Origin of the sequence: Brevibacterium sp. HMSC063G07 (assembly GCF_001810665.1) — a bacterium.
GTDB lineage: Bacteria > Actinomycetota > Actinomycetes > Actinomycetales > Brevibacteriaceae > Brevibacterium.
In genome coordinates this window covers 49,395-71,207 of the sequence record NZ_KV802348.1, presented here as the reverse complement: position 1 = coordinate 71,207, position 21,813 = coordinate 49,395, and the positions used below count along the sequence as shown (strand labels likewise).

At 61.4% G+C, this 21,813-nt stretch carries 16 protein-coding genes, 1 tRNA gene and 1 pseudogene; 9 read left to right on the top strand and 9 right to left on the bottom strand.

From position 1 onward, the window contains the following. Positions 1–6: 6 nt before the first annotated feature. Positions 7–2,967 (top strand): UPF0182 family membrane protein, encoded by a 2,961-nt coding sequence (locus HMPREF2757_RS04955; protein ID WP_070573880.1) that lies wholly within the window; start codon positions 7–9, stop codon positions 2,965–2,967. Positions 2,968–3,119: 152 nt separating this feature from the next. Continuing rightward, positions 3,120–3,196, top strand: a tRNA-Met gene (locus tag HMPREF2757_RS04950). A gap of 341 nt (positions 3,197–3,537) precedes the next feature. On the opposite strand, the gene HMPREF2757_RS04945 is transcribed toward HMPREF2757_RS04950, so the two are convergent. Then, positions 3,538–4,620, bottom strand: coding sequence for a hypothetical protein (locus HMPREF2757_RS04945; protein ID WP_070573878.1), 1,083 nt, complete (start codon positions 4,618–4,620; stop codon positions 3,538–3,540). 787 nt (positions 4,621–5,407) lie between these two features. Here HMPREF2757_RS04945 and HMPREF2757_RS04940 point away from each other — a divergent pair. Further along, positions 5,408–6,621 (top strand): annotated as a pseudogene (locus HMPREF2757_RS04940) (ammonium transporter). Between the two features lie 42 nt (positions 6,622–6,663). Then, complete coding sequence (locus tag HMPREF2757_RS04935) at positions 6,664–7,002, top strand: P-II family nitrogen regulator (RefSeq protein WP_070573876.1); 339 nt, start codon at positions 6,664–6,666, stop codon at positions 7,000–7,002. Positions 7,003–7,315: 313 nt separating this feature from the next. On the opposite strand, the gene HMPREF2757_RS04930 is transcribed toward HMPREF2757_RS04935, so the two are convergent. The 5 genes from HMPREF2757_RS04930 to HMPREF2757_RS04910 are packed head-to-tail and all read right to left on the bottom strand — an operon-like array spanning position 7,316 to position 12,126. Then, positions 7,316–8,563, bottom strand: a complete 1,248-nt coding sequence (locus tag HMPREF2757_RS04930; protein ID WP_070573874.1) for an aminotransferase class I/II-fold pyridoxal phosphate-dependent enzyme — start codon at positions 8,561–8,563, stop codon at positions 7,316–7,318. Next, on the bottom strand, positions 8,560–9,324 hold the full coding sequence (gene hisN, locus HMPREF2757_RS04925) for a histidinol-phosphatase (protein WP_070573872.1): 765 nt from the start codon (positions 9,322–9,324) through the stop codon (positions 8,560–8,562). Before hisN ends, HMPREF2757_RS04930 begins: the two co-directional genes overlap by 4 nt. 23 nt (positions 9,325–9,347) lie before the next feature. Beyond that, complete coding sequence (gene rsgA / locus HMPREF2757_RS04920; protein ID WP_070573870.1) at positions 9,348–10,358, bottom strand: ribosome small subunit-dependent GTPase A; 1,011 nt, start codon at positions 10,356–10,358, stop codon at positions 9,348–9,350. Further along, the gene (gene aroA / locus HMPREF2757_RS04915) at positions 10,358–11,656 is read right to left on the bottom strand and encodes a 3-phosphoshikimate 1-carboxyvinyltransferase (RefSeq protein ID WP_070573868.1); all 1,299 of its coding nucleotides are present in this window, start codon (positions 11,654–11,656) and stop codon (positions 10,358–10,360) included. Before aroA ends, rsgA begins: the two co-directional genes overlap by 1 nt. Beyond that, a complete protein-coding gene (locus HMPREF2757_RS04910) occupies positions 11,656–12,126 on the bottom strand; it encodes a DoxX family membrane protein (protein WP_083304108.1) in 471 nt (156 codons plus the stop codon). Before HMPREF2757_RS04910 ends, aroA begins: the two co-directional genes overlap by 1 nt. Before the next feature lie 263 nt (positions 12,127–12,389). On the opposite strand from HMPREF2757_RS04910, the gene HMPREF2757_RS04905 reads away from it, so the two are divergent. Together HMPREF2757_RS04905 and rsrA are read left to right on the top strand one after the other, a co-directional pair. Further along, on the top strand, positions 12,390–13,001 hold the full coding sequence (locus tag HMPREF2757_RS04905; RefSeq protein ID WP_070573867.1) for a sigma-70 family RNA polymerase sigma factor: 612 nt from the start codon (positions 12,390–12,392) through the stop codon (positions 12,999–13,001). A gap of 29 nt (positions 13,002–13,030) precedes the next feature. Further along, positions 13,031–13,270, top strand: coding sequence for a mycothiol system anti-sigma-R factor (rsrA, locus tag HMPREF2757_RS04900; protein ID WP_083304107.1), 240 nt, complete (start codon positions 13,031–13,033; stop codon positions 13,268–13,270). 151 nt (positions 13,271–13,421) lie between these two features. On the opposite strand, the gene HMPREF2757_RS12200 is transcribed toward rsrA, so the two are convergent. From HMPREF2757_RS12200 to HMPREF2757_RS04890, 3 genes are all read right to left on the bottom strand, one after another. Beyond that, entirely contained in the window at positions 13,422–13,502 is an 81-nt protein-coding gene (locus HMPREF2757_RS12200; RefSeq protein ID WP_370919328.1) for a 50S ribosomal protein bL37, read from the bottom strand. Positions 13,503–13,580: 78 nt separating this feature from the next. Further along, on the bottom strand, positions 13,581–14,159 hold the full coding sequence (locus HMPREF2757_RS04895) for a GDSL-type esterase/lipase family protein (RefSeq protein WP_370919384.1): 579 nt from the start codon (positions 14,157–14,159) through the stop codon (positions 13,581–13,583). Between the two features lie 26 nt (positions 14,160–14,185). Then, entirely contained in the window at positions 14,186–17,902 is a 3,717-nt protein-coding gene (locus HMPREF2757_RS04890) for a multifunctional oxoglutarate decarboxylase/oxoglutarate dehydrogenase thiamine pyrophosphate-binding subunit/dihydrolipoyllysine-residue succinyltransferase subunit (RefSeq protein WP_070573861.1), read from the bottom strand. 267 nt (positions 17,903–18,169) lie between these two features. Here HMPREF2757_RS04890 and HMPREF2757_RS04885 point away from each other — a divergent pair, with 267 nt between their 5' ends. The 3 genes from HMPREF2757_RS04885 to HMPREF2757_RS04875 all read left to right on the top strand — a co-directional run bounded on the left by HMPREF2757_RS04885 (position 18,170) and on the right by HMPREF2757_RS04875 (position 21,790). Continuing rightward, the gene (locus HMPREF2757_RS04885; protein ID WP_256278263.1) at positions 18,170–19,477 is read left to right on the top strand and encodes a hemolysin family protein; all 1,308 of its coding nucleotides are present in this window, start codon (positions 18,170–18,172) and stop codon (positions 19,475–19,477) included. Then, a complete protein-coding gene (locus HMPREF2757_RS04880) occupies positions 19,474–20,523 on the top strand; it encodes a hemolysin family protein (protein WP_070573859.1) in 1,050 nt (349 codons plus the stop codon). The genes HMPREF2757_RS04885 and HMPREF2757_RS04880 overlap by 4 nt, the downstream gene beginning before the upstream one ends. Positions 20,524–20,677: 154 nt before the next feature. Continuing rightward, positions 20,678–21,790, top strand: a complete 1,113-nt coding sequence (locus HMPREF2757_RS04875; protein ID WP_226829143.1) for a M15 family metallopeptidase — start codon at positions 20,678–20,680, stop codon at positions 21,788–21,790. Positions 21,791–21,813: the final 23 nt, after the last annotated feature.

Genomic DNA, 21,813 nt, shown 5'->3' with positions numbered 1-21,813 from the left:
AACCCAGTGTCCAACAGTCAGGAAACAGCGAAGCGAAAGGGCCCATCGCCCCTCGTGCTGACGATAGCCGCGGTCATTGCCCTGCTGGCGCTCTACGTGCTCTTTGCGCAGATCTATACGGATGTCCTGTGGTTCTCCCAGGTTGACTACCTGGCGGTGTTCACCAAGGAGTGGATCACCCGGATTGCACTGTTCGCAGTCGGACTCATCGTCATGGGTCTTGCTGTCTTTCTTCCGCTGACGCTGGCGTACCGCAAGCGTCCGGTCTATGTGCCGCAGACTCCGCAGCAGGAAAACCTCGACCGCTATCGGGAAGCCATTGAACCGCTGCGCCGTCTCATGACGATTGTCATGCCCCTGGTCATCGGCGGTATCGGCGGAGTGTCGTTGAGTGGTGCGTGGAAAGAGGTCCTCCTTTTCCTCAATCCCACGCCGTTTGGCAAAGCAGACCCGGAATTCGGTCTGGACATTTCGTTCTACGTGTTCACCTTGCCGATGCTGAAAGTGGTTGGTGACTTCCTGGCGATGGCGGCGCTGCTGTCGCTTGTCGCTGCAGCTGTCGCCCACTACCTTTTCGGCGGGATCCGACCCGGCGAAGAGAAGGGCATTCAGCTGACCCGCGCAGCTCGCGTGCAGCTGGCGGTGACGGCAGCGATCCTGGTTCTTATTCAGGCTGGCCGCATCTTCCTGCAGCGCTACACTCGGCTGATGGACGAATCCGGTCTCATGGCCGGTGCCACCTACACCGCCGTGAACATCACGATTCCGGCACTGCTCATCATCGCCATTGCCGGCGTGGTCGTTGCGGCCCTGCTTGCTGCCAATGCCTTCCGAGACATGTGGAAGCTTTCGGTGGTGTCAGTCGTCATGCTGCTGGTGCTCGGCGCTGTTTCCATCATCGGCCTGCCCGCGGCAGTGCAGCAGTTCATGGTGCAGCCGAGTGAGCAGAGCCTTGAGAAGGACTACCTGCAGCGCAACATTGATGCCACGCGGGATGCCTACGGCATTGACGATGTCGAAGTGCAGCAGTACAAGCCCTCCACAGAAGGCGAACGAGGTGCCCTTCGGGCTGACGCTGAAACTGCGGCTTCTATTCGACTCCTGGACCCGAACCTGGTGTCGGACACGTTCCGACAGCTGCAGCAGCAGCGGTCGTTCTATTCCTTCCCCGAGCAGCTGGACGTCGACCGCTATGAAATCGACGGCAAACAGCAGGACACCGTGATTTCGGTGCGTGAACTCAATCCGGAATCACAGGCTTCTGCTTCGTGGCTCAACCAGGCGGTTGTCTACACGCACGGCTTCGGAATTGTTGCCGCCTACGGCAACAAACAGGGAGCCGACGGGCGTCCGGCGTTCCTTGAGTCCAACATCCCGCCAACCGGCGAGCTCGGCGAATACGAACCGCGCGTCTACTTCGGCGAACAGTCGCCCACCTACTCGATTGTCGGCGGACCCGAGGACGGTGAGAAGCGCGAAATCGACTACCCGACCGACGATGAAAAGGACGGCGGCGCTCAGGTCTACACGACCTTCCAGGGTGAGGGCGGACCGAACGTGGGCAGCCTGTTCAACCGTCTGGCCTTCGCGGTGAAGTTCCAGGACGAGCAGATCGTCCTCTCGGATGCCGTCAATCCGGAATCGCAGATTCTGTTCAACCGACAGCCACGCGAACGCGTCAAGAAGATCGCACCGTTCCTCGAAGTGGACGGCGATCCGTATCCGACCGTGGTCGACGGCCGCATCAAGTGGATCGTCGACGCCTACACCACGAGCTCGAACTACCCGTATTCAACACCGCAGGTTCTCCAGAATGTGACGGAAGACTCCAACACCCAGCGGCAGGGTTCTGTGGCTGCGCTTCCGCCGCAGAAGGTCAACTACATTCGCAACTCAGTCAAGGTTGCTGTCGATGCGTACGACGGTTCTATTGACATGTACGCCTGGGATGAAGAAGATCCGCTTCTGCAGTCATGGTCGAAGATCTTCCCGAACGCGCTCAAGCCGATTTCGGAGATCAGCGGTGACCTCATGAGCCACGTCCGCTACCCGGAAGACCTCTTCAAGGTTCAGCGTCAGCTGCTCACGCAGTACCACGTGCCGGATGCGAACTCGTTCTACACCAAGCAGGACTTCTGGACCACTCCGCTCGACCCGACGGTTGACCGCGAGGAACGGCTCATGCAGCCGCCGTACTACATGACCCTGCAGATGCCGGGTCAGGATCAACCCACGTTCTCGTTGACCTCGAGCTTCATTCCGCGTCCCATTGAGGGGCAGACGCGCAACAACCTCACCGGCTACTTCGCCGCCAGCGGTGACGCGGGCAGCGAAAAGGGCAAGGTCAGCGAGGAGTACGGCCGGCTGCGCCTGCTGCAGCTGCCGCGCAACACCACCGTGCCCGGTCCCGGTCAGGCGCAGAACAACTTCAACACCGAACCGGCCATTCAGCAGAACCTCAACCTGCTGCGTCAGGGCGAATCGAAGGTGGAGAACGGCAACCTGCTCACACTGCCAATCGGCGGTGGCCTGCTCTATGTGCAGCCGGTCTATGTGCGTTCGCAGGGTGAAACCTCCTATCCGGTTCTGCAGCGAGTCCTTGTGGCATTCGGCGAGCAGATCGGCTTTGCGCCCACTCTTGACGAAGCGCTCGACCAGGTGTTCGGGGGCGACTCCGGTGTGTCCGCAGGCGACCACGGTCAGTCCGGTCAGGCTTCAGACGAAGAAAAGGGGTCCGTCACCGCTGACGGTTCGGATGGCGGCGACAAGAACGCCTCTGGAGGCGGTTCCGGACTTGACGCGGCTCTGAAGGAAGCTGACAAGGCCATGAAGGACTCGGACGATGCTATGAAGGAAGGCAACTGGGACGAGTACGGCAAGGCTCAGGATCGCCTGCGTGACGCACTGGACAAAGCCATGAAGGCTGACGGTGCAGACGCCGGTGCGGGACAGGGCGCAGGGGATTGACCTCAGCGGCGTCCGTTCCGTTCGCTCCGGCGACCGTGAGGTGGTCGGAGCGGGCGCGGTGGCCCCGCTCGCTTCAGCGAGGGTGGTGCGATGCACATCACATGCCTGTAATTTGGTGTTCACCGCAATGTTCCGTATAGTTGAACACGCACCGCGGGGTGGAGCAGTTCGGTAGCTCGCCGGGCTCATAACCCGGAGGTCGAGGGTTCGAATCCCTCCCCCGCCACCACGTAAAAATCCCGGGATACCTAGCACAGGTATCCCGGGATTTTTTGTGTTTGGGCTGCATATGCGTCGGGTCATGGTTCCTGCGCTGAAGGCTCTATATGTTCGCCGCCGTCGGTGCTTGTCGGGACGAAGTGCGGCGCGGCGGCCGTGTTGGCTTCCCGCCGATGTTCGTTGCGATGGGTGCTCGCTTTAATGTGCTTTCACGCTTTAATGCAGCGCATTTGCGCGTGGATCTGCATTAGAGCGCGAGGCTGGGTTGCGCTGGGCAGCGGACGGCAGTCGTCTTAGCGGGAACAAGGGCGGGGCCGCCCAAGCTGGCGCGCAGCCCCAGCCAGATATCGCTCAGCTGTTCTCGACCGTGTCGTCTGTGCTGTTGTCTGTATAGATTCGCTGCCGCATCCGCTGACCATGAGTCAGCCTTCGCACGTCGGTGTCAGTGTCGAAATTGGCGCCGATGCCGCCGGCCACCACACCCATGGCTGCGCTGAGCCATGCGATATCGAGATAGTTGGTCAACGATGCGTCTTGCTGAATCTGCTGGGTCATAAACTCCGGATCGATCACGACGAGGCCGCCCAGGAGAATGAGGACGACCAATGTCGCGAAGAGTGCGAACACAGTGACCAGGAGTGTGAGCACGGTGGAGAGGTTGTAGTACATGACCACTGTGGCCAGTCGTTCGTTGATCGGTTGGTCCCAGAGTCTGTGACTGATGATCAACCAGGCGACCATTACCACGATGGCGAGAGCGCCGATTGAGAGCAGGCGGAGCGTGGACAGGTAGGTCGACATCTGCCAGATCGAACTGTAGAAGATGCCGAAAGCTCCGGTTGCAGATGCTGCGGCGAGAGCTCCTGAGAGTTTTGGCGCTGTGCGCCAGGGTTCGTTGGAAATCGTCATTCCCAAGATCAGCCGCGGGCCTCCGGTGAGGGTGTGGGCATGCAGGGACTGATGGCCGGAATCTTCATTATGGGACCAGTTCGACCATCGGAGAGAAAATCTGGGCGTTGTGGTTTCGGGACCCCAAGGAACCAGTTTGTTGACTGAGCCCATCATGACTTTGATGATGCGACGCTTGGTGGCCCACGCTCCGAGTGTGGGGCAGGAAACAACTGCGAGGCTGCGGTCGGAGTAGGCCTCGGCAATGAGAGGGGCACCCTGGGTGTGTCGGGGGATCTCTGTGAGGATGAGGATGACGCTGACATCGGGGTAGTCAGCACGAAGGTCTTCAGCTGCGTCTAAATCCAGCTCGCTTTCGGGCGTCAGATAGACCGTATCGGTGCAGGTCTGCAGCGTCGTTGCGGCCCCATACGCCTCGCGCAGGCAGCGTTCCAACGAGGCCTGGATAGACGCCGCTCGTCTGCTGGGCAGCCCTGGATCAGCTACGAGGAGTACGTGCAGGGGCTGAGATGAGGGGGTGGGCATCGTGGTCCTCCGCGAGTCGACGAGCGAGCTGACTAGAAGATTGTTCTGTTGGAGAAGCCTACTGCGGATGGTCGCCAGGGGGGGGGCAGTCCGATTTGTCGGCGTCGCCGTCTGAAATTCCGTCGCCGGCGTGACCGCTGCGCCGCGGAAGCACGTGACAGGCCCGTGCCGAGATACAGGGCGAGATGCAGTTTGCTGTACTGCATAAGGCGTGGTCCCGGGAGGGGTTGAGCCAGGGGAGCCATGAAGGAGTTCCGAAATCGCGGACAAATGCGGGTGTGCAAATACAAAGATTGTTGGGGTTGGGAGGCTCCGCCAAAATGTGCATACCTGTTTATATGCGCATCTTGAATAGTGGGCGCGTGGATCTTTGAGCGAATGGCACTTATGCAGCTCGCTGCTGTGCCGGAATGGGTTGGTGAGCCGCGTCTTTTAGGGGAAGTGTCGGTGCGTGGGGATCTGTGGATCGTAAGGCTGCGCATCCCTGCGCAATTCGCGGAACCCCTCGGAGGGGTGAAAGCATCTTTTGGATTCTATCACCCGGCTTCAAATATTCAATGGACATTTCAGCTAGCTTTGTGAAAGCAGTTGGAGTGGGCGCCCGCTCACAGCTTCACGCCTCTCCGTAAAGCCAGCAATCCATTACATATCCGAGTTATGTGTTGTAGCGTTAATCCGTCGATCGCCGGGAAAGAGGTCAGAGAGATCAGAAAGACGGTCGACGGCACAGGAAGGAAGAACAATGACTCCGGATCAGGCAGCGGCGGCATCGGGCAACGCGAGTTGGATGCTGATCGCAGCCTCTCTCGTATTATTGATGACTCCCGCATTGGCGCTGTTCTACGGCGGTATGTCAAGGCAGAAGTCCGTTTTGAACATGATGCTCATGAGCTTCGGTGCGGTCGCCGTCGTGAGCATCGTGTACGTGCTGTGGGGCTGGTCGATGTCCTACGGTTCCCAGTCAATAGGCGGTCTGTTTGCAAACCCATTCGAATTCTTTGGTCTGAAAGATTCTATTCTGGATTCGCGCGGAAACTATATTGAAGGTGCTAATGGATATGCCAACATTGTTGACGTTGGGTTTCAGCTGACATTTGCGGCTATTTCGGTTTCTCTAATATCCGGTGCTCTCGCGGAGCGCGTGAAGTTCGGCACTTGGTTAGCATTCGCGGCGCTTTGGGCCACCTTCGTCTACTTTCCACTTGCTCACATGGTGTGGGGCGGAGGGTTCCTGTCGCATTCGGCATCCGGCCTGTCGGCAGCGCTGTTCGGAACAGCGAGTGAGGAGGCATCGGTCGCACCCATCGATTTCGCGGGCGGCACGGTTGTTCATATCTCAGCGGGAACTGTCGCGTTGGTGCTTGCGCTCATCGTGGGTAAGCGCGACAACTTCATGAAGTCTCCGCACCGGCCACACAATGTTCCGTTTGTCATGCTCGGCTCGGCGCTGCTGTGGTTCGGCTGGACTGGCGTGGATCAACACGACTGTCGCAACCGGCGCGGCGATGCTCGGGTGGCTCGCTTACGAGAAAGTCACGGAAGGTCAGCCGACTTCACTCGGTGCGGCCTCCGGTGTTGTTGCGGGGTCTCGTCACAATCACCCCGGCAGCGGGAGACCTCACACCTCTGACGGCAATCGTTCTGGGCTTCATCGGCGGTCTGCTGGGAGCTTGGGGAGTCGGCTTGAAGTTCAAGTTCGGATTCGACGATTCGCTTGACGTCGTCGGTGTGCACTTGGTGGCCGCGCTGTGGGGAACAGTCGGCGTCGGACTGCTTGCAACCGATCGAGGACTGCTGACAGGAGGTGGCGTTGAAGGCCTCAAGCTGTTCGCTGTTCAGATCCTCATTGCGGTCGTCGCAATGCTGGTTTCGGCCATCTTCACTGCGCTCATCGCCTGGGTTCTGAAGGCGACCATGGGCTGGCGCGTGCAGCCGAAGCAGGAGTTCACCGGCATTGACATCACCTGTCACGGTGAATCCGCTTATGAGCGCAGCGTTTGAGCGTCAAACACCACGGATCGAAAAGCACAGTAGGGAGTTCACATGAAGCTCATCACGGCAGTCGTAAAGCCGTTCAAGGCATCTGAAATCAAACAGGCGCTCGAAGCCCAGGGGATACACGGAATGACGGCCTGGCAGGTTCGGGGCTACGGACAGCAACAGGGACACACCGAGATGTATCGCGGCGCTGAGTACGAAGTCGACTTCGTAGACAAGGTCCGCATCGAAGTGCTGGTTGATGATCCACTACTGGATTCTGCTGTCGAAGCAATCGTCTCTACGGCCCACACCGGAGAAATCGGGGACGGAAAAGTCTGGGTCACACCAGTTGAAGATGTGATCCGCGTGCGCACAGGCGAGCGGGGAACAGACGCAGTCTGACCGACACCGCGTCCTGCCCCCACAGCCACCGGAAAACGCCCGAGGTGGAAGGCAGGGGAGCGTGGCACCTCGGCAGGGGTGAGCAGACCGGGCCCCGGCACAGAAGTGCCGGGGCCCTAGACGTTCCTGGTCATCGCCATGGCGAGCTGTTCTCACGCTGTAATGCAGGTTCGCGCGTTAATGCGCTGGATTAGCGCGCAAATCTGCATTACAGCGTGAGTCTGGTCTACGAGCCGGGACGTACGCGGCTTAGGCGTACATCTGCGGTGAGGGGAGAAGCCCGCGCAGCTCGTACCCGCGCCCACTTCAAACCTCAGAGATTTTGGAACACATCGAGGTTGCTGCGAATGCGCTGGGCGGCGTCTTCGACCTCTTCGGTTGACTTGCAGAAGCTGAAGCGAATGAAGCTGCGGAAGCGCTTCGCGGTTTCCGAGCCCTTGCGGCACAGCGCGGGTGCGGGAATGCCCGTCACGCCCACCTTTCGGGTGAGTGTGTCATTGACCTCCGTCGCATCCTTGTCCGTCAGCTGCGAGAAGTCAGCCAGCAGGAAGTAGCCGGCCTGCGGTGCGTGGACACGCAGACCGGGAACATCTTCGAGTGCTCTGACGATGATTTCGCGGTTGTGCTGCAGAGTGTCGCGGTTCTCCTGTGGGAAGGACCAGCCTTCGCCGATTGCCTGCGCAAGTGCTGCCTGCAGCGGATTGCCCGCGGCGAACGTCATGTACTGCTGAATTGCCTGGCAAGCGGCACGCACGCGAGGTGCTGCAATGAGCCAGCCGATCTTCCAGCCGGTGATGTTGAACGCCTTTCCGGCAGAGGACACTGAGACGATGCGTTCAGAATCCGGGAAGCGGGCGGCAAACGGCTGATATTCGTGTTCGTCGAACACCAGGTGCTCGTCGAACACCAGGTGCTCGTAGACCTCGTCTGTGAGGATCCACGCGCCCGCGCGCTCCGCCGCGTCATAGATGCGATCGAGAGCCTCAGCGGAGAACACGGTGCCGGTGGGGTTGTGGGGCGAATTGACCAGAATGATCGAGGCACCCTCGACCTCGCGTTCGAAAGCATCCCAGTCCGGCTGCCAGCTGCCTTCAGCGGGCAGGAGCGGCACTGTGGCGAATGCGCCCCCGGCCATTGCAACAGCCGCAGGGTAGGAGTCGAAGAACGGTTCAAAGGTGACAAGTTTGCCACCGCGGGGCAGCAGCGCCATGATGGCGCTCGTCAGTCCCTGAGTGGCACCCACAGTGATGAGCACCTGATCGGGCTCAATCCTGTGATCGTATTCGCGTTGCCGCTGCGCGCACACCGCTTCAATGAGATCAGGGCGGCCCTGCCCGGGCGGGTACTGGTTGTCGCCGCCGCGCATAGCGCGGTCGACCGCGTCGAGCAGCCGTTCCGGCGCGGGGATTCCAGGGGCTCCCTGCCCGAGGTTGACGGCACCGTGTTCGGCCGCGAACTTCGTCATGACGCCGAAGATCGTTTCGGTGGGATTGCCGTTAGCATCCAGCAGTCCGGCAGCGCGGTTGACCTCTTCGGGCAGCGGGCTGAGCTCAGGTGTCATGCGAGTTTCTCCAAGGCGGCTCGGTGCAGGTGTCCGTTTGATGCGACCGCGTTGGGCCCAAACGGCCCGGGACGACCGTCGACGTCAGTGAAGACGCCGCCGGCAGCCTGCACAATGGGAACAAGGGCGGCCATATCGTACAGTTCGAGCTCAGGTTCCGCTGCAATGTCGACGGCCCCTTCTGCTACGAGCATGTACGACCAAAAGTCACCATAGCCGCGCAGGCGCCACACCTGGTCCGTCAATGAAATAAATGCGTCGCGGCGGCCCAGGTTGCGCCAACCGGACAGCGATGAGAACGCCAGCGACGCATCGGCCAGTTCACTGACTTCGGAGACCGAAATCCTGCGGTCATCACCGTCGAACCTCAAGAATGCCCCACCTTCGGGAGTACCCCACCAGCGGCGGCCGAGTGCCGGAGCGCTCACCATGCCCAGAAGGGGAGTGGCACCTTCGTACAGGCCGATGAGTGTTGCGTAGACGGGAACTCCGCGGACAAAGTTCTTGGTTCCGTCGATGGGGTCGATGATCCAACGACGCGAGCTTTCTCCAGATGCGCCGAATTCCTCCCCGTACAGCGAATCGTCGGGGCGGTTGTCGACGATGATTTCGCGCAGGGCGTGTTCAACAGCGCGGTCGACATCAGTTACGGGGGTCATGTCCGGTTTCTGTGCGACGCTGAAATCCTGAGCGCGGAACGCCGGCAGCGAAAGCGCGTCAGCCTTGTCTGCCAAATAGTGGGCAAGTTCGAGGTCGTCCATGCCCACCAGGCTAGTCGAATGGCCTAAGCAGTGCCGAGACTGTCCAGAAGGCGGCGAAGCGAGTCCAGCCGCGCGGCCCCTCCTTGGCCGGCGCGGCCATCGGCGACCCACCTGTCCAGCGCACAGCCGGGGGAGTCCGCCCGGTGTTCGCACCCGCGCGGACAGTGTGCGGTCGCCGGTGCGAGGTCGGAAAATGCTGTGATCACAGTGTCAACATCAACGTGGGCAAGGCCGAAGGAGCGCACTCCGGGAGTGTCGATGACCCATCCGCCGTCGGGCAGCGGAAGGGCGAGGGCCGATGAGCTGGTGTGCCGGCCGCGTCCGGTCACCTGGTTGACGTGCCCGACAGCACGGTCGGCCTCGGGGACGAGCGCATTCATGAGTGTTGATTTGCCCACCCCGGAATGTCCCAGCAGAACGCTGATTCTGCCGTGCAGACGGGCAGCCAGCTCAGTCGTCTTCGGCTTGCCAGAAGAATCGAAACCGCACGCGATGATGGGGACGCCCGTGTCCGCGAATCGTTCACACAGAGAGTCAATCGGCGCAAGGTCGAGCTTGGTGACCGCGAGGATCGGTTCGATGGACGCATTGAAGGCCGCAGCAATCGCCCGGTCGATCAGCCCTTCCGAGGGAGCTGGGTCAGCTGCCGCCGTGACAATGACCAGTTGGTCGGCGTTGGCGACGATCACCCGTTCGGAGTCGTCATTGTCGTCTGCGCTGCGCCGCAGAATCGTCTTGCGGTCGTCGAGCACGACAATGCGGGCCAAAGTTCCCTCGGTTCCCGAAGTATCGCCCACCAGCCGTACACGGTCGCCCGGGACCAGGGGAGTGCGCCGCAGGTGCGAGGCGCGCACGCCCGTAACGTCAACACCCGTGTCGAGCTGAACCCTGTAGCGGCCCCGGTCGACCGATGTGATCATCCCGCCTATCGCTCCGTCATAGCTTGGCAGCTCTTTTGTCCGCCGACGCTTGCCCTTGCGGTTGGGGCGAGGACGATAGTCCTCTTCTGTGAAGTGCGCGTAGCGGCCCGCCATCAGCCGAAAGCCTCGTCCCACATTCGGGTGAATGCGGGCAGTGTTTTGCCGACGGTGTCGGGGTCGTTGATGACAAGCCCCGGGGTGACCAGCCCGAGGACCGCTCCGGCCATGACCATGCGGTGATCCGCGTAGGTGTTCCAGCCCCGGTCTGTGCGTGGGCTGACGGAGTGGGAGGGCTGGCCGGTGATCGTGAGGGAATCCTCACTTTCCTCTACTTTGACGCCTAAGCTCGAAAGTTCGGTCGCCAGTGCGCTGAGCCTGTCGGTTTCGTGCCCGCGCAGATGCCCGATTCCGGTGATTCGCGAGGTGCCGCCGACCGCAGCTGCCACTGCTGCTGTCACCGGGGTGAGTTCGCCGACGGAGGACAGATCGAGGTCCACGGGTGTCAGCTGCCTGGGGCCGCGGACTGTGAGTTCGCCGCCGGTGAGTTCACATTCACCGCCGAATGCCTGCGCAATGCGGCGGAACTCATCGCCTGCCTGCGTTGTGCGATCCGGCCAGTGGGGCACTGTCACTTCGCCGCCGGTGACCAGCGCGGCAGCGAGGAATGTCGCGGCGTTCGACAGATCGGGTTCCACCGTAACGTCCAGCGGCGCAATGGGGCCGGGGCGAACGCTCCACACATTGGGCTTTGGGGTGTCGACCGCGACACCGGCTAAGCGAAGCGTTTCGATCGTCATGTCGATGTGCGGAACAGAAGGCAGGGACGCGCCCGTATGGCGCACGGTGAGGCCATTGGCAAAACGCGGTGCGGCCAGCAGCAGGCCGGAGACGAACTGGCTGGATCGGCTGGCGTCGATGTCGATGGATCCGCCCCGGGGCACAGAGTCGACCGTCATGGTGAACGGCAGGGCCTCGTTTTCGGAGCTGACAGCAACACCGAGGTCGCGCAGTGCCGTGAGCACGGTGCCCATGGGGCGAACGCGGGCCTGTTCGTCTCCGTCAAAGCGGGCGGAAACACCGGCGGCAGCACACGTAAAAGGAACAAAGCGCATGACAGTCCCGGCCAGACCGCACGCGACCTCAACAGGAGCACTGCTGGAAACGCCCGGGATGGGTGTGATACGCACGGAGTCGCCGTCGAGCTCAGCAGAGCCGCCGAGAGCGGTGACCGCATCGAGCATGAGCTGAGTGTCCCGCGAGATCAGCGGTGCCCGCAGAATCGAGGGTGCCTCGGCGAGGGCTGCCAGCACAAGCAGACGGTTGGTGAGAGATTTCGAACCGGGGACAGAAACACGAGCCCGCACCGGCTGAGAAACAGCGGGTGCGGGCCAAGTAGTGCGGGTGTCAGTCATCAGGATGTCGGCGAAATTGCGTCCATTGCCTTAGCGGACTGCTTTTCAATGCTGTCCCACGCGCTCTCGGCAGCGTGGCGGGCACGCCATGCCAGGCTGGGGCGGCCGGCGGTGTCGACAGCGGCCAGCAGGGCTCCGCCCAGCAGCGAAGTCTTGGTGACCAGGGAGGTCTTCTTCTCAGCCTCACTGTCGAGCTGTTCGGCAACGACATCGATGAGGTAGGTGCTCACCAGCAGACCGGCCGACAGGCGCGGCATTTTGCCGATGGCAAGCAGGCTGCCGGCTGCGATCTGTGCAGCACCGGCACCGCGGGCAACGAGTTCGGGGCTGACCTGGACGTCGAACTTTTCGTCCAGCAGTCGGGTCAGAGGGGCGATAGAAGCGGACTGGGGGCGGCGTGCCCGGCTGACGCCGTTGGCGATGAACGACGTGGCAAGCATTGGGCGGGCAATAAGCCGTACGAGAGACAAAGCTGCGTCCTTTCTTTCGAGAGCAGTTCAAGCATATCGCCCACGACCGCGAACGGCAGAGTCGGCCGAACCTGCGGTCGGGCTGCCGCGGAATAGTTGCCCGGCACCGGCCGTTGTGCCCAGTGAAAAGACCGAGAGGAGATCGCATGGTGCTGTGCCAGGAGCGACGGTCGCCAGCTCAAACCGAAGCGACAGGCTCCGCTGGTGCTTCCGCGGATAGTTTCCCAGAGCGCGCACATCGCGGGGACGTAGCATTGACCGTGATGAGTGAACCGATTGACCTTGAACGCGAAACGGACGAAGAGCGCGCAGCGCGCTTTGAAGCCGACGCCCTGCAGTATGTCAACCAGCTGTATGCAGCCGCCATGCGCATGACGCGCAATCCGGCAGATGCCGAAGACCTCGTGCAGGAGGCGTATCTGAAGGCATACGCGGCCTTCCACCAGTACAAGCCGGGAACCAATCTCAAAGCATGGCTCTACCGGATCCTGACGAACACGTTCATCAACAACTACAGGAAAAAGCAGCGTCAGCCGCTGGAATCCAGTGATGACGACATACAGGACTGGCAGCTGCACCGAGCGGCCAGCCACACCTCGGATCAGGGCCGTTCTGCAGAACTCGAAGCGCTCGACCAGATGCCTGACTCCGACGTCAAAGAGGCGCTGGCCAGCCTGCAGGACGACTTCCGCATGGTGGTCTACTACGCGGACGTCGAGGGACTCCCGTACAAAGAAATCGCCGAAATCATGGATACGCCCATCGGCACGGTGATGTCACGACTGCACCGCGGACGCCGCCAGCTGCGTGAAAAGCTCACCGACTACGCAGCTGAGCGAGGCATCGGCACTGCGAAGACGGAGGTCAAGAAATGACTGAGACAAACCGATGGAGTTCGTGTCGCATGGAAAGCCTGGAACGCATCTACGGGTACCTCGACGGTGAACTCAGCCCCGAAGCCTGTCGGGCAATCGAAGCTCATCTGCGTGACTGTGAAGAATGTTCGGATGAATACCAGATCGAATCAATGCTGAAGAAGCTTGTGCGCCGTTCGTGCAACTGCGATGTCGCACCTGAAGGACTCGTCGAGCGAATCCGGGCCAGGATCACAGTCGAGAGCACCCAGATACGCTGGCAAAGCTGAGATGTGCCGGGTGATGCTGCGGTTTGACAGGGAACCTCGGAGCATCAGACAGCTGAACCAGGCTTCGCGTTTCATAAAAGCCTGAAGCAGACAAAGAAGGGCGTGATGGTGAAGAACACCATCACGCCCTTGCGTCTGTAGAGACCGAGGATCAGCGACCTGCGTTGGGGCGCTTGCCGTGGTTAGCGGGCTTATTCCTGCGGTCCTTGCGCTTACGTCCGCGCTTGCTCATAATGATCTCCTCCTGGTCAACTACGGTATTCTTTCACACTGCCGCTCCCACGCCAAATAGAGTGAGCAGCGCCTCGAATCAGACGACGGCGTCCTCCACGCCCAACCATTCAAACCATCCTCGGTTGAGCACGAGCCACGACAGCAGTCCGTAGCCCTCCTGGCGCGGCAGACCGTCGTTTGACGCCGCCAGTTCCCGCTGCCAGACAGCGTGGTCTGCCAGGGGAGTGAAGCAATCCACGTAGGGGATGCTGCGGCGCAGGGCAACTTCTGAAAATCCGCGGTTGAGTTCTTCAATCCTGCGGTTGTCGGCGTGGTCGCGTGCGGGGGTTGGGCCGACGACAAAAGCCGAGTACCCGCGGCTGAGAGCCTGGTCGAGAAGATTAGCCAGATTCAGCCGGGAACGCGCCGTGGAAGTTCCGGCGGCGATATCGCCGCAGCCTGGAGCGAGCACCAGCCGATTGTCACCGTCATCGTCGAAGCGCAGTGGGGCTTCGGCCATGCAGCGGTCTGCAAACTTCGCGGAATCTTCGCCCGGGGCAGCCAGAGTATAGAATCTGGCCCCCTCGAGCACTGGGTGCGTGCGGACAGCCACACGGCCAACCCATCCCAGGGCACGACCATCGCCGTGGCCGGCAACCAGATGGTCACCGGCCACGACGATCGATGTGCTCCTGTGCGGAGTCACTTATCGAAGACCCGCTTGATGACTTCGGCCTGTTCGAAGTCGTGAACCTTCTTCAGGCCGGTAGCCGGTGCTGCAGACGATGCGCGGCCGACGGGGCGCAGCGTGCGACCGTCGAGCGCGGGGTCCAAGTGCAGGGCCATGAACGGGTAAGCGCCCTGGTTTTCGGGCTCTTCCTGCGCCCAGACGATTTCTGCATCGGCCGGGTAGGCGCTGAGTGCTTCCTTGACCGCGTCGGTGTCGAGCGGGTACAGCTGCTCCATGCGGACAATAGCCGTGGTTTCGTCGTTGCGCTTGGAGCGCTCAGCCACGAGGTCCCAGTAGAACTTGCCGGAGACAAGAACCACCCGGTTGACCTTCGAAGCATCGACGGTCGTGTCGGCAATGACCGGTTCGAAACGGCCCGAGGTGAACTGCTCGACATCTGTTGCGGCAGCCTTGAGGCGCAGCATGGACTTCGGCGTGAAGACCACCAGGGGGCGCTTGTTCTCGGTGTGTGCGTGGCGGCGCAGCAGGTGGAAGTGCGAGGCGCCGTTCGACGGGTTTGCAACCGTCATGTTGTTCTCTGCACACAGCTGGAGGAAGCGCTCAATGCGGGCCGAGGAGTGGTCCGGGCCCTGGCCTTCGTAGCCGTGGGGCAGAAGAAGAACGAGACCGGAGAGCTGTTCCCACTTCTGTTCAGAAGACGCGATGTATTCGTCGATGATCGACTGCGCGCCCTGAGCGAAGTCGCCGAACTGAGCTTCCCACAGCACGAGGGCCTTCTTGTTCTCAACGGCGTAGCCGTACTCGAAGCCCATGGCGGCATATTCGCTCAGCAGCGAGTTGTAGACCCAGAAGCGAGCCTGATCATCGGTGAGGTTGGCAAGCGGAGTCCATTCGTTGCCGTTGTCGTGGTCGATCAGCACAGCGTGGCGCTGGGTGAAGGTCCCGCGGCGGGAGTCCTGACCGGCAATGCGGACCGGGATGCCCTCCATGAGCACCGAACCGAAGGCCAGCAGCTCAGCGAAGCCCCAGTCGATGCCGCCCGAACGCGACATTTCCTGACGCTTCTTCAGAAGGCTGCGCAGCTTCTTGTGAACTTCGAAGTCTTCGGGGACGTCGACGTGGGCGTCGCCGATCTTTTCGATGACGTCGCTGGACACAGCGGTTTCGATCTCCGTGCCGAAGTCGGTCGGCGCGATGTCGATCTTCTGCGGGAATCCGGCGTCGGCACCTGCGGACTTCTCGGCTTCCTTCGTCTCTTCGAAGGCGGCTTCGAGCTTGTTCTGGTAGTCCTTGACGACTTCGGAGACCTGTTCGTCGCTGATGAACTTCCTTCCGACAAGGGATTCGGTGTAGAGCTTGCGCACCGAGGCCTTCTTGTCGATGAGCGAGTACATGACCGGCTGGGTCATCGACGGGTCGTCGCCTTCGTTGTGCCCGCGGCGGCGGTAGCACACGAGGTCGATGAAGATGTCGCGGTGGAACGTCTGGCGGAATTCGAATGCCAGGCGGGCCGCACGGAAGACGGCTTCGGGGTCATCGCCGTTGACGTGGATGACCGGAGCCGAGATCGACTTGGCGACATCGGTGGAGTAGAACGACGAGCGGGCCGATGCCGGTGATGTGGTGAAGCCGACCTGGTTGTTGATGACCACGTGGATCGTACCGCCGGTGCGGTAGCCGCGCAGTTCGGACTGCTGAACGGTTTCGAAAGCCACGCCCTGACCGGCGACGGCTGCATCGCCGTGGACCAGAATCGGAAGAACGCCGAAGCCCTCTTCGCCGTGGTCGAGTTCGTCCTGCTTGGCGCGCACAATTCCGCCGAGAACGGGGTTGACGGTTTCGAGGTGGCTGGGGTTTGCCGCGACCGACACCTTGGTGGTGTTGCCTGCCGGCGAGGTGAAGGAGCCGTCCATGCCCAGGTGGTACTTGACGTCGCCGGAGCCCTGGAAGGATTCGGGCGACTGCACACCGTCGAACTCGCGGAAGATCTGTGCGTAGGACTTTCCGGCGATGTTCGTCAGAACGTTGAGGCGGCCGCGGTGGGCCATGCCGATAGCCACTTCTTCCAGGCCTGCGTCGGCGGCTTCGTTGGCGATTTCGTCCAGCAGGACGATGGTCGATTCGCCGCCTTCGAGCGAGAAGCGCTTCTGGCCGATGTATTTGGTCTGCAGGAAGGTTTCGAAGGCTTCTGCTGCGTTGAGCCGGCCGAGGATGTGGCCTTGTTCTTCGCGGGTGAGCTCTTCGTGCGGAACTTCGATCTTCGACTGGAACCAGCGGCGCTGCTCCGGGTCGGCGATGTGCATGTACTCGTAGCCGGTCGTGCGGCAGTAGGCGTCGCGCAGCAGCCCGAGGATGTCGCGCAGAGGCATGACCGGTTTGTCACCGAAGCCGCCGGTTGCAAAGGAGCGCTCGAGATCCCACAGGGTGAGGTCGTGGTTGTTGATGTCGAGGTCCGGGTGCGTGCGCTGGCGGTACACCAGCGGGTCGATGTTCGCCATGAGGTGGCCGCGGGTGCGGTACGAGTCGATCAGCTCGATGACGCGGGCGGTCTTGTTGACATCGTCGGTATCGGATGCATCGAGGTCGGGCAGCCAGCGCACTGGTTCGTAGGGAAGCTGGAGGGACTCGAAGATTTCGTCGTAGAAGCCGTCGGCGCCCAGCAGGTATTCGTGGACGAGTTTGAGGAATTCGCCCGAGCCTGCACCCTGGATGACGCGGTGGTCGTAGGTCGACGACAGGGTCACGACCTTGGAAACGGCTAGACGGTTGATGGTCTCCTGGCTTGCGCCCTGGAATTCTGCGGGGTAGTTCATGGCGCCGACGCCGACGATTGCGCCCTGACCGCGCATGAGGCGGGGGACGGACATCATGGTGCCGATGCCGCCGGGGTTGGTCAGCGACACGGTGGTGCCCGCGAAGTCTTCGGCTCCGAGCTTGCCGCCCCGGCCGCGTTCGACGAGGTCGTCGTAGGCCGCCATGAATTCGCGGAAGGTCAGAGTGTCGGCTGCCTTGACGTTGGGCACCAACAGCATGCGCGTGCCGTCGGGGCGGGGCACGTCGATTGCCAGCCCGAAGTTGACGTGGGCCGGCTGTACCATTGCAGGTTTGCCGTCCTGTTCGTCGTAGTAGACGTTCTGGGTGGGCATCGCCTTGAGTGCCCGGATCACGGCAAAGCCGATGATGTGGGTGAAGGAGACCTTGCCGCCGCGAGTGCGCTTGAGGTGCGAGTTGATGACGATCCGGTTGTCGATCATCGCCTTAGCCGGAAGCTGACGGTAGGACGTAGCGGTGGGAACGTTGATGGAGTCGTCCATGTTGACGGCTACGGCCTTGGCAGGTCCGCGCAGTTTGGTGACCTTGTCTTCAGCATCTTGAGGCGCTGAGGTGGTCTTCTGCGCACTGCCGGCTGCGGTCTTCTTGGAGGCGGCGGTCTTGGATTCGGCCTTAGGGGTTTCCGCTTCCGTCGACGAAGGGGTTACGCCCTTGGACGACGTCGAGCTCTTCTTCTTTGTGCTCTGCGAAGATGTGGCAGGGGCCTTCTTCTGCGGAGCCGCCTTCTGTGCGGCAGGGGCCGAATCGCTGCTCTGAGCTTCGTACTTCTCAAAGACGGGCCACCAGGCCTTGTCTACTGAGTTCTTGTCTTTTCGGTACTGCTCGTAGAGTTCCTCAACCAGCCATTCGTTCGAGCCGAAGTCATCGGCCGTGATGGTCGGGTTCGATTCAGACACGGCGCTGATCGCCTTCTTCCTAAGCTTTGGTGGGTACAACGACGTCGCGAACCAGTCTAGCCAATTGATTCGGCAGTATCCCGCACGGTTTAGATTTCTCCTGTGTCGTCCGTCACCCCGGTCGAAGCGCGGCCGATCTGCCGCGCGGTTGGCGACTCGAATCCCGCTGACTGTTCGCTAGGATGGCGTCATGAAATATGCCAGTTTCGGCCCGGCGTTGACCGTCGGGTTCTTGTGCGCCTCGGTGACGTTCGAGGTGGTTTCGTAGTGGAGTGGCTGTATCTGGGCTTGGCCCTCCTCATGATCGTCGGCACGGGCTATTTTGTGGCCGGCGAATTCTCTCTTCTGACACTCGATCGGCACGATGTCGACAAGGCTCTCGCCGAAGGGAAGCGCAGTGCTAAGTACCTGGATTTGGGGCTGAATCACCTGTCGACGCAGCTGTCTGCAGCACAGCTGGGCATTACGCTCACCACGCTTCTCACGGGCTTCTTGATGGAGCCGTCAGTCGGTGTGCTGCTCAGGCAGCTGTTCACCGGCTTTGATGTTCCCGCTGCTGCGGCGCAGACCCTGTCAATTGTCATTGCGCTCATCATTTCGACCGTGCTGTCGATGGTGGTCGGCGAGCTCATGCCGAAGAACATGGCGATCTCCGCTCCCATGACCGCGGCTAAGATCGCCGTGCCGTTTCAGTACTTCTTCTCTGTTGTCTTCAAGCCGGTGATCGCGCTCCTCAACGGTTCGGCCAATAGGGCGCTGCGTTCAATGGGAATTGAACCGCAGGAAGAGTCGACGGCGGGGCGGTCGGCAGATGAGCTCACCGCACTTGTGCGCCATTCTGCCGATGAAGGTGCGATTGACGAACAGACGGCCGACCTGGTTACCCGCACTCTGAGCTTTTCTGAACTCACGGCGGAGGACATTATGACTCCGCGCACGCGCATGGTGTCGGTCAACAAGGACTCGACTGCCGCGGACATCATCGCGCACGCACGTTCGACTGGCTTTTCGCGCTTTCCGGTGGCGGGTGACTCGCGCGATGACATCGTGGGCATTGTGCACGTCAAGCACGCGATTGCCGTTCCGTTCAGCAAACGTGAGGACGCCTACGCCGGGGGTCTTATGTCCGATCTGCGCGAGGTGCCGGACACCTTGGAACTGGAGCCTCTCCTCCTGCTCCTGCGCCAGGAGGGCAACCAGGTGGCTGTCGTCATCGACGAGTACGGCGGCACCGCGGGTCTTGTCACGCTGGAGGACGTTGTGGAAGAGCTCGTTGGGGAGGTCGCCGATGAGCACGATCGTCTGCGCGTCATGGTGCGGCCGGCCCGCGACGGCTCGTGGATTGTGCCGGGCATGATGCGCCCGGACGAGGTGGTGGAGGCTACCGGCATGGCGATTCCCTCGAATTCCGATTACGAAACCATGGCCGGCCTGGTTCTCTATCGTTTGGGAGAGATCCCGAAGGTCGGCGCGCGCATCAGCATTGACGGCGCCGATCTCGTTGTCGAGAGGATGATGGGCCATCGGATCGAGCGGCTGCGCATGATCCCCGACTTTTCGAGGACGGCACTGTGAACGACTGGTTGGGACTTTTCTGGCTGGTGGTGCTCATTCTGGGCAATGCCTTCTTCGTGGCCGCTGAATTCAGTGTTGTGGCGGCTCGCCGTTCGCAGATCGAGCCTTTGGCTGACGCCGGGCGCCGTTCAGCCAAAACCGCGCTGTATGCAATGGAGCACGTGTCGCTCATGCTGGCCATCTGCCAGTTGGGCGTCACGGTCTGTTCGCTTATGCTCGGCGGCATTGCCGAGCCTGCAATCCACCACCTTTTGGCCGGCCCGCTCGAGTGGATGCAGATACCTCCCGCGGCTGCCGGTGCCCTCGGCTTTGCGATTGCGCTTTCGGCTGTGACCTTTCTGCACGTGGTCGTCGGCGAGATGATTCCGAAGAACATTGCGCTGGCAGAAGCGAAGCACTCTGTGCTGATTCTGGCTCCGCCGCTGGTCTTCCTGGCGAAGATCTTCGGCTTCGTCATTCATCCGCTCAATGCCTTTGCCAATGGCCTGCTCAAGCTGTGCGGGATCACTCCGCGCGATGACGTCAACGCCGCCTACACGGTCGAAGAAGTGCAGGCGATTGTCGCTGAGTCCAAGCGCGAAGGTCTCTTGGCCGACGACGGCGGACTGCTCAAAGGGGCCTTGGAGTTCTCCGACAAAAAAGCTTCCGATGTCATGGTTCCCATCCAGAAGGTTGTCACTGTTGCGCCGGACGTGACGCCTGAGCGCATTTCAGCTCTTGTTGGGCAGAAGGGCTTTTCGCGGTTCATTGTGCTCGATGCCGACGGTGCGCCCGACGGCTATATCCACGTCAAGGACGTCCTGTACGTCGAAGACGAGGTCGACTATGAAAGCCCCGTGCACTCCAAGCGCTTTCGCTCGCTGGTGACGATTTCGGCGGACGCTGAAATCGAAGATGCTCTGCAGAAGATGCAGGAGGCGGGAAATCACGTCGGCTGCGTGATCAGCGCGGCAGGAAAGCCGGTCGGCGTTCTGTTTCTGGAAGACGTTCTCGAAGAGCTTGTCGGCGAGGTCCGCGACGTGATGCAGCGCGGATCGGCCAGCTGACGGGCTGAATGAGCACTCCATAGGTGATCTGTCTGTGATTAACATGCCAAGGCGATAACAGAATTGTGAAGATGGCTATTGGTCGTTACACTGTTGTGACATCGGACGCTGTCGATGACGGCGCATCCGTGAGGTTGTTACCCGAGGGAGGATTGTGGACGCAGGAACGAATGGCCAGCCTATGAGCCGCCGTGAAGCGCTCCTGGCTGAAAAGCGCGCCGCCCGCGGGGAAGCCTCCGCCACGATGCCGAATGCGCAGCCTATCAGCCGCCGTGAAGCGCTCCTGGCTGAAAAGCGCGGCATGCGCGGAAGTGCTGTCGAGGCGGTGCCCAATCGCCAGCCTATGAGCCGACGCGATGCTCTCATGGCTGAAAAGCGCTCTGCGAAAAAGAGCAAGTTCAGCTTTATGCGCCGTGCGGACGCCGTGTCGTCGGCTGCGGGTAGGCGCGCCTCTGTTGTCCCCTTGGCTCCGGTCAATAACGGGCCGGTCCCGGCGGCGATCGGCCGTGGCTCTGACGGTTCTCGCCTGCGCGCATACCGCATGCGCCGCCAGCTTGCCGGTTCCTCAGTCGCTGCAGTCGCCGCGATCGGCGTGATCGGAGGCGGTTTCGCCGTTATGAGCTCAAGTCTGGGCTCTTCGGCCTATGCCAAGGCCGAAGAAGTCGGGGATTCACCTGATGGCCTGCTGCTGGAAGCAGTGGACGGTGCAGGCGCACAGAGCGGCGATTCGACTCTCGGCCAGACGAGCAGCCTCTCGGGCGGTGTTCTGCAGTCTGAGGGCGACAAAGCCCACGCTGCTTCGCGCACCATTGAACGCACCGCTCTTCCCGGCTGTTCCGGCGATGCTCCCTCGGGCGATGCCCAGAACGGACAGCTTCCGGACGAATGGATGTGCAAGATCGGTGTTGGTGGACACCAGCTTCGTGCTGACGCTGCGGTTGCCTTCGCTCAGATGAACGCTGCGTACAAAGCGGACACCGGCAAAGAGCTTGAGGTCACCGACAGCTACCGGCCCATCGGTTCCCAACAGGCAGTAGCGGCCTCCAAGCCGGGACTTGCCGCAAAGCCTGGAACCTCAATGCACGGCTGGGGCATTGCCATCGACTTCGGCGGCGGGACGGAAACCGCCAGTGGACAGCAGTACGAGTGGCTTGTCGCAAATGCCGGGGAATATGGCTGGGAAAACCCGGACTGGGCAAAGTCGAGCAAGTACGAGCCCTGGCACTGGGAATACGTACCAGCTCGCAAAATGATCAAGGGCCAATGACCGACACGGCTCTCTGATGCGTG

What these genes read in the sequence shown, in the direction of transcription:
- HMPREF2757_RS04945 (WP_070573878.1), bottom strand. Translation starts at nt 4,620, where the DNA reads ATGCCCACCCCCTCATCTCAGCCCCTGCACGTACTCCTCGTAGCTGAT.
- HMPREF2757_RS04935 (WP_070573876.1), top strand. Translation starts at nt 6,664, where the DNA reads ATGAAGCTCATCACGGCAGTCGTAAAGCCGTTCAAGGCATCTGAAATC.
- HMPREF2757_RS04930 (WP_070573874.1), bottom strand. Translation starts at nt 8,563, where the DNA reads ATGACACCTGAGCTCAGCCCGCTGCCCGAAGAGGTCAACCGCGCTGCC.
- hisN (WP_070573872.1), bottom strand. Translation starts at nt 9,324, where the DNA reads ATGGACGACCTCGAACTTGCCCACTATTTGGCAGACAAGGCTGACGCG.
- rsgA (WP_070573870.1), bottom strand. Translation starts at nt 10,358, where the DNA reads ATGGCGGGCCGCTACGCGCACTTCACAGAAGAGGACTATCGTCCTCGC.
- aroA (WP_070573868.1), bottom strand. Translation starts at nt 11,656, where the DNA reads ATGACTGACACCCGCACTACTTGGCCCGCACCCGCTGTTTCTCAGCCG.
- HMPREF2757_RS04905 (WP_070573867.1), top strand. Translation starts at nt 12,390, where the DNA reads ATGAGTGAACCGATTGACCTTGAACGCGAAACGGACGAAGAGCGCGCA.
- rsrA (WP_083304107.1), top strand. Translation starts at nt 13,031, where the DNA reads ATGGAAAGCCTGGAACGCATCTACGGGTACCTCGACGGTGAACTCAGC.
- HMPREF2757_RS12200 (WP_370919328.1), bottom strand. Translation starts at nt 13,502, where the DNA reads ATGAGCAAGCGCGGACGTAAGCGCAAGGACCGCAGGAATAAGCCCGCT.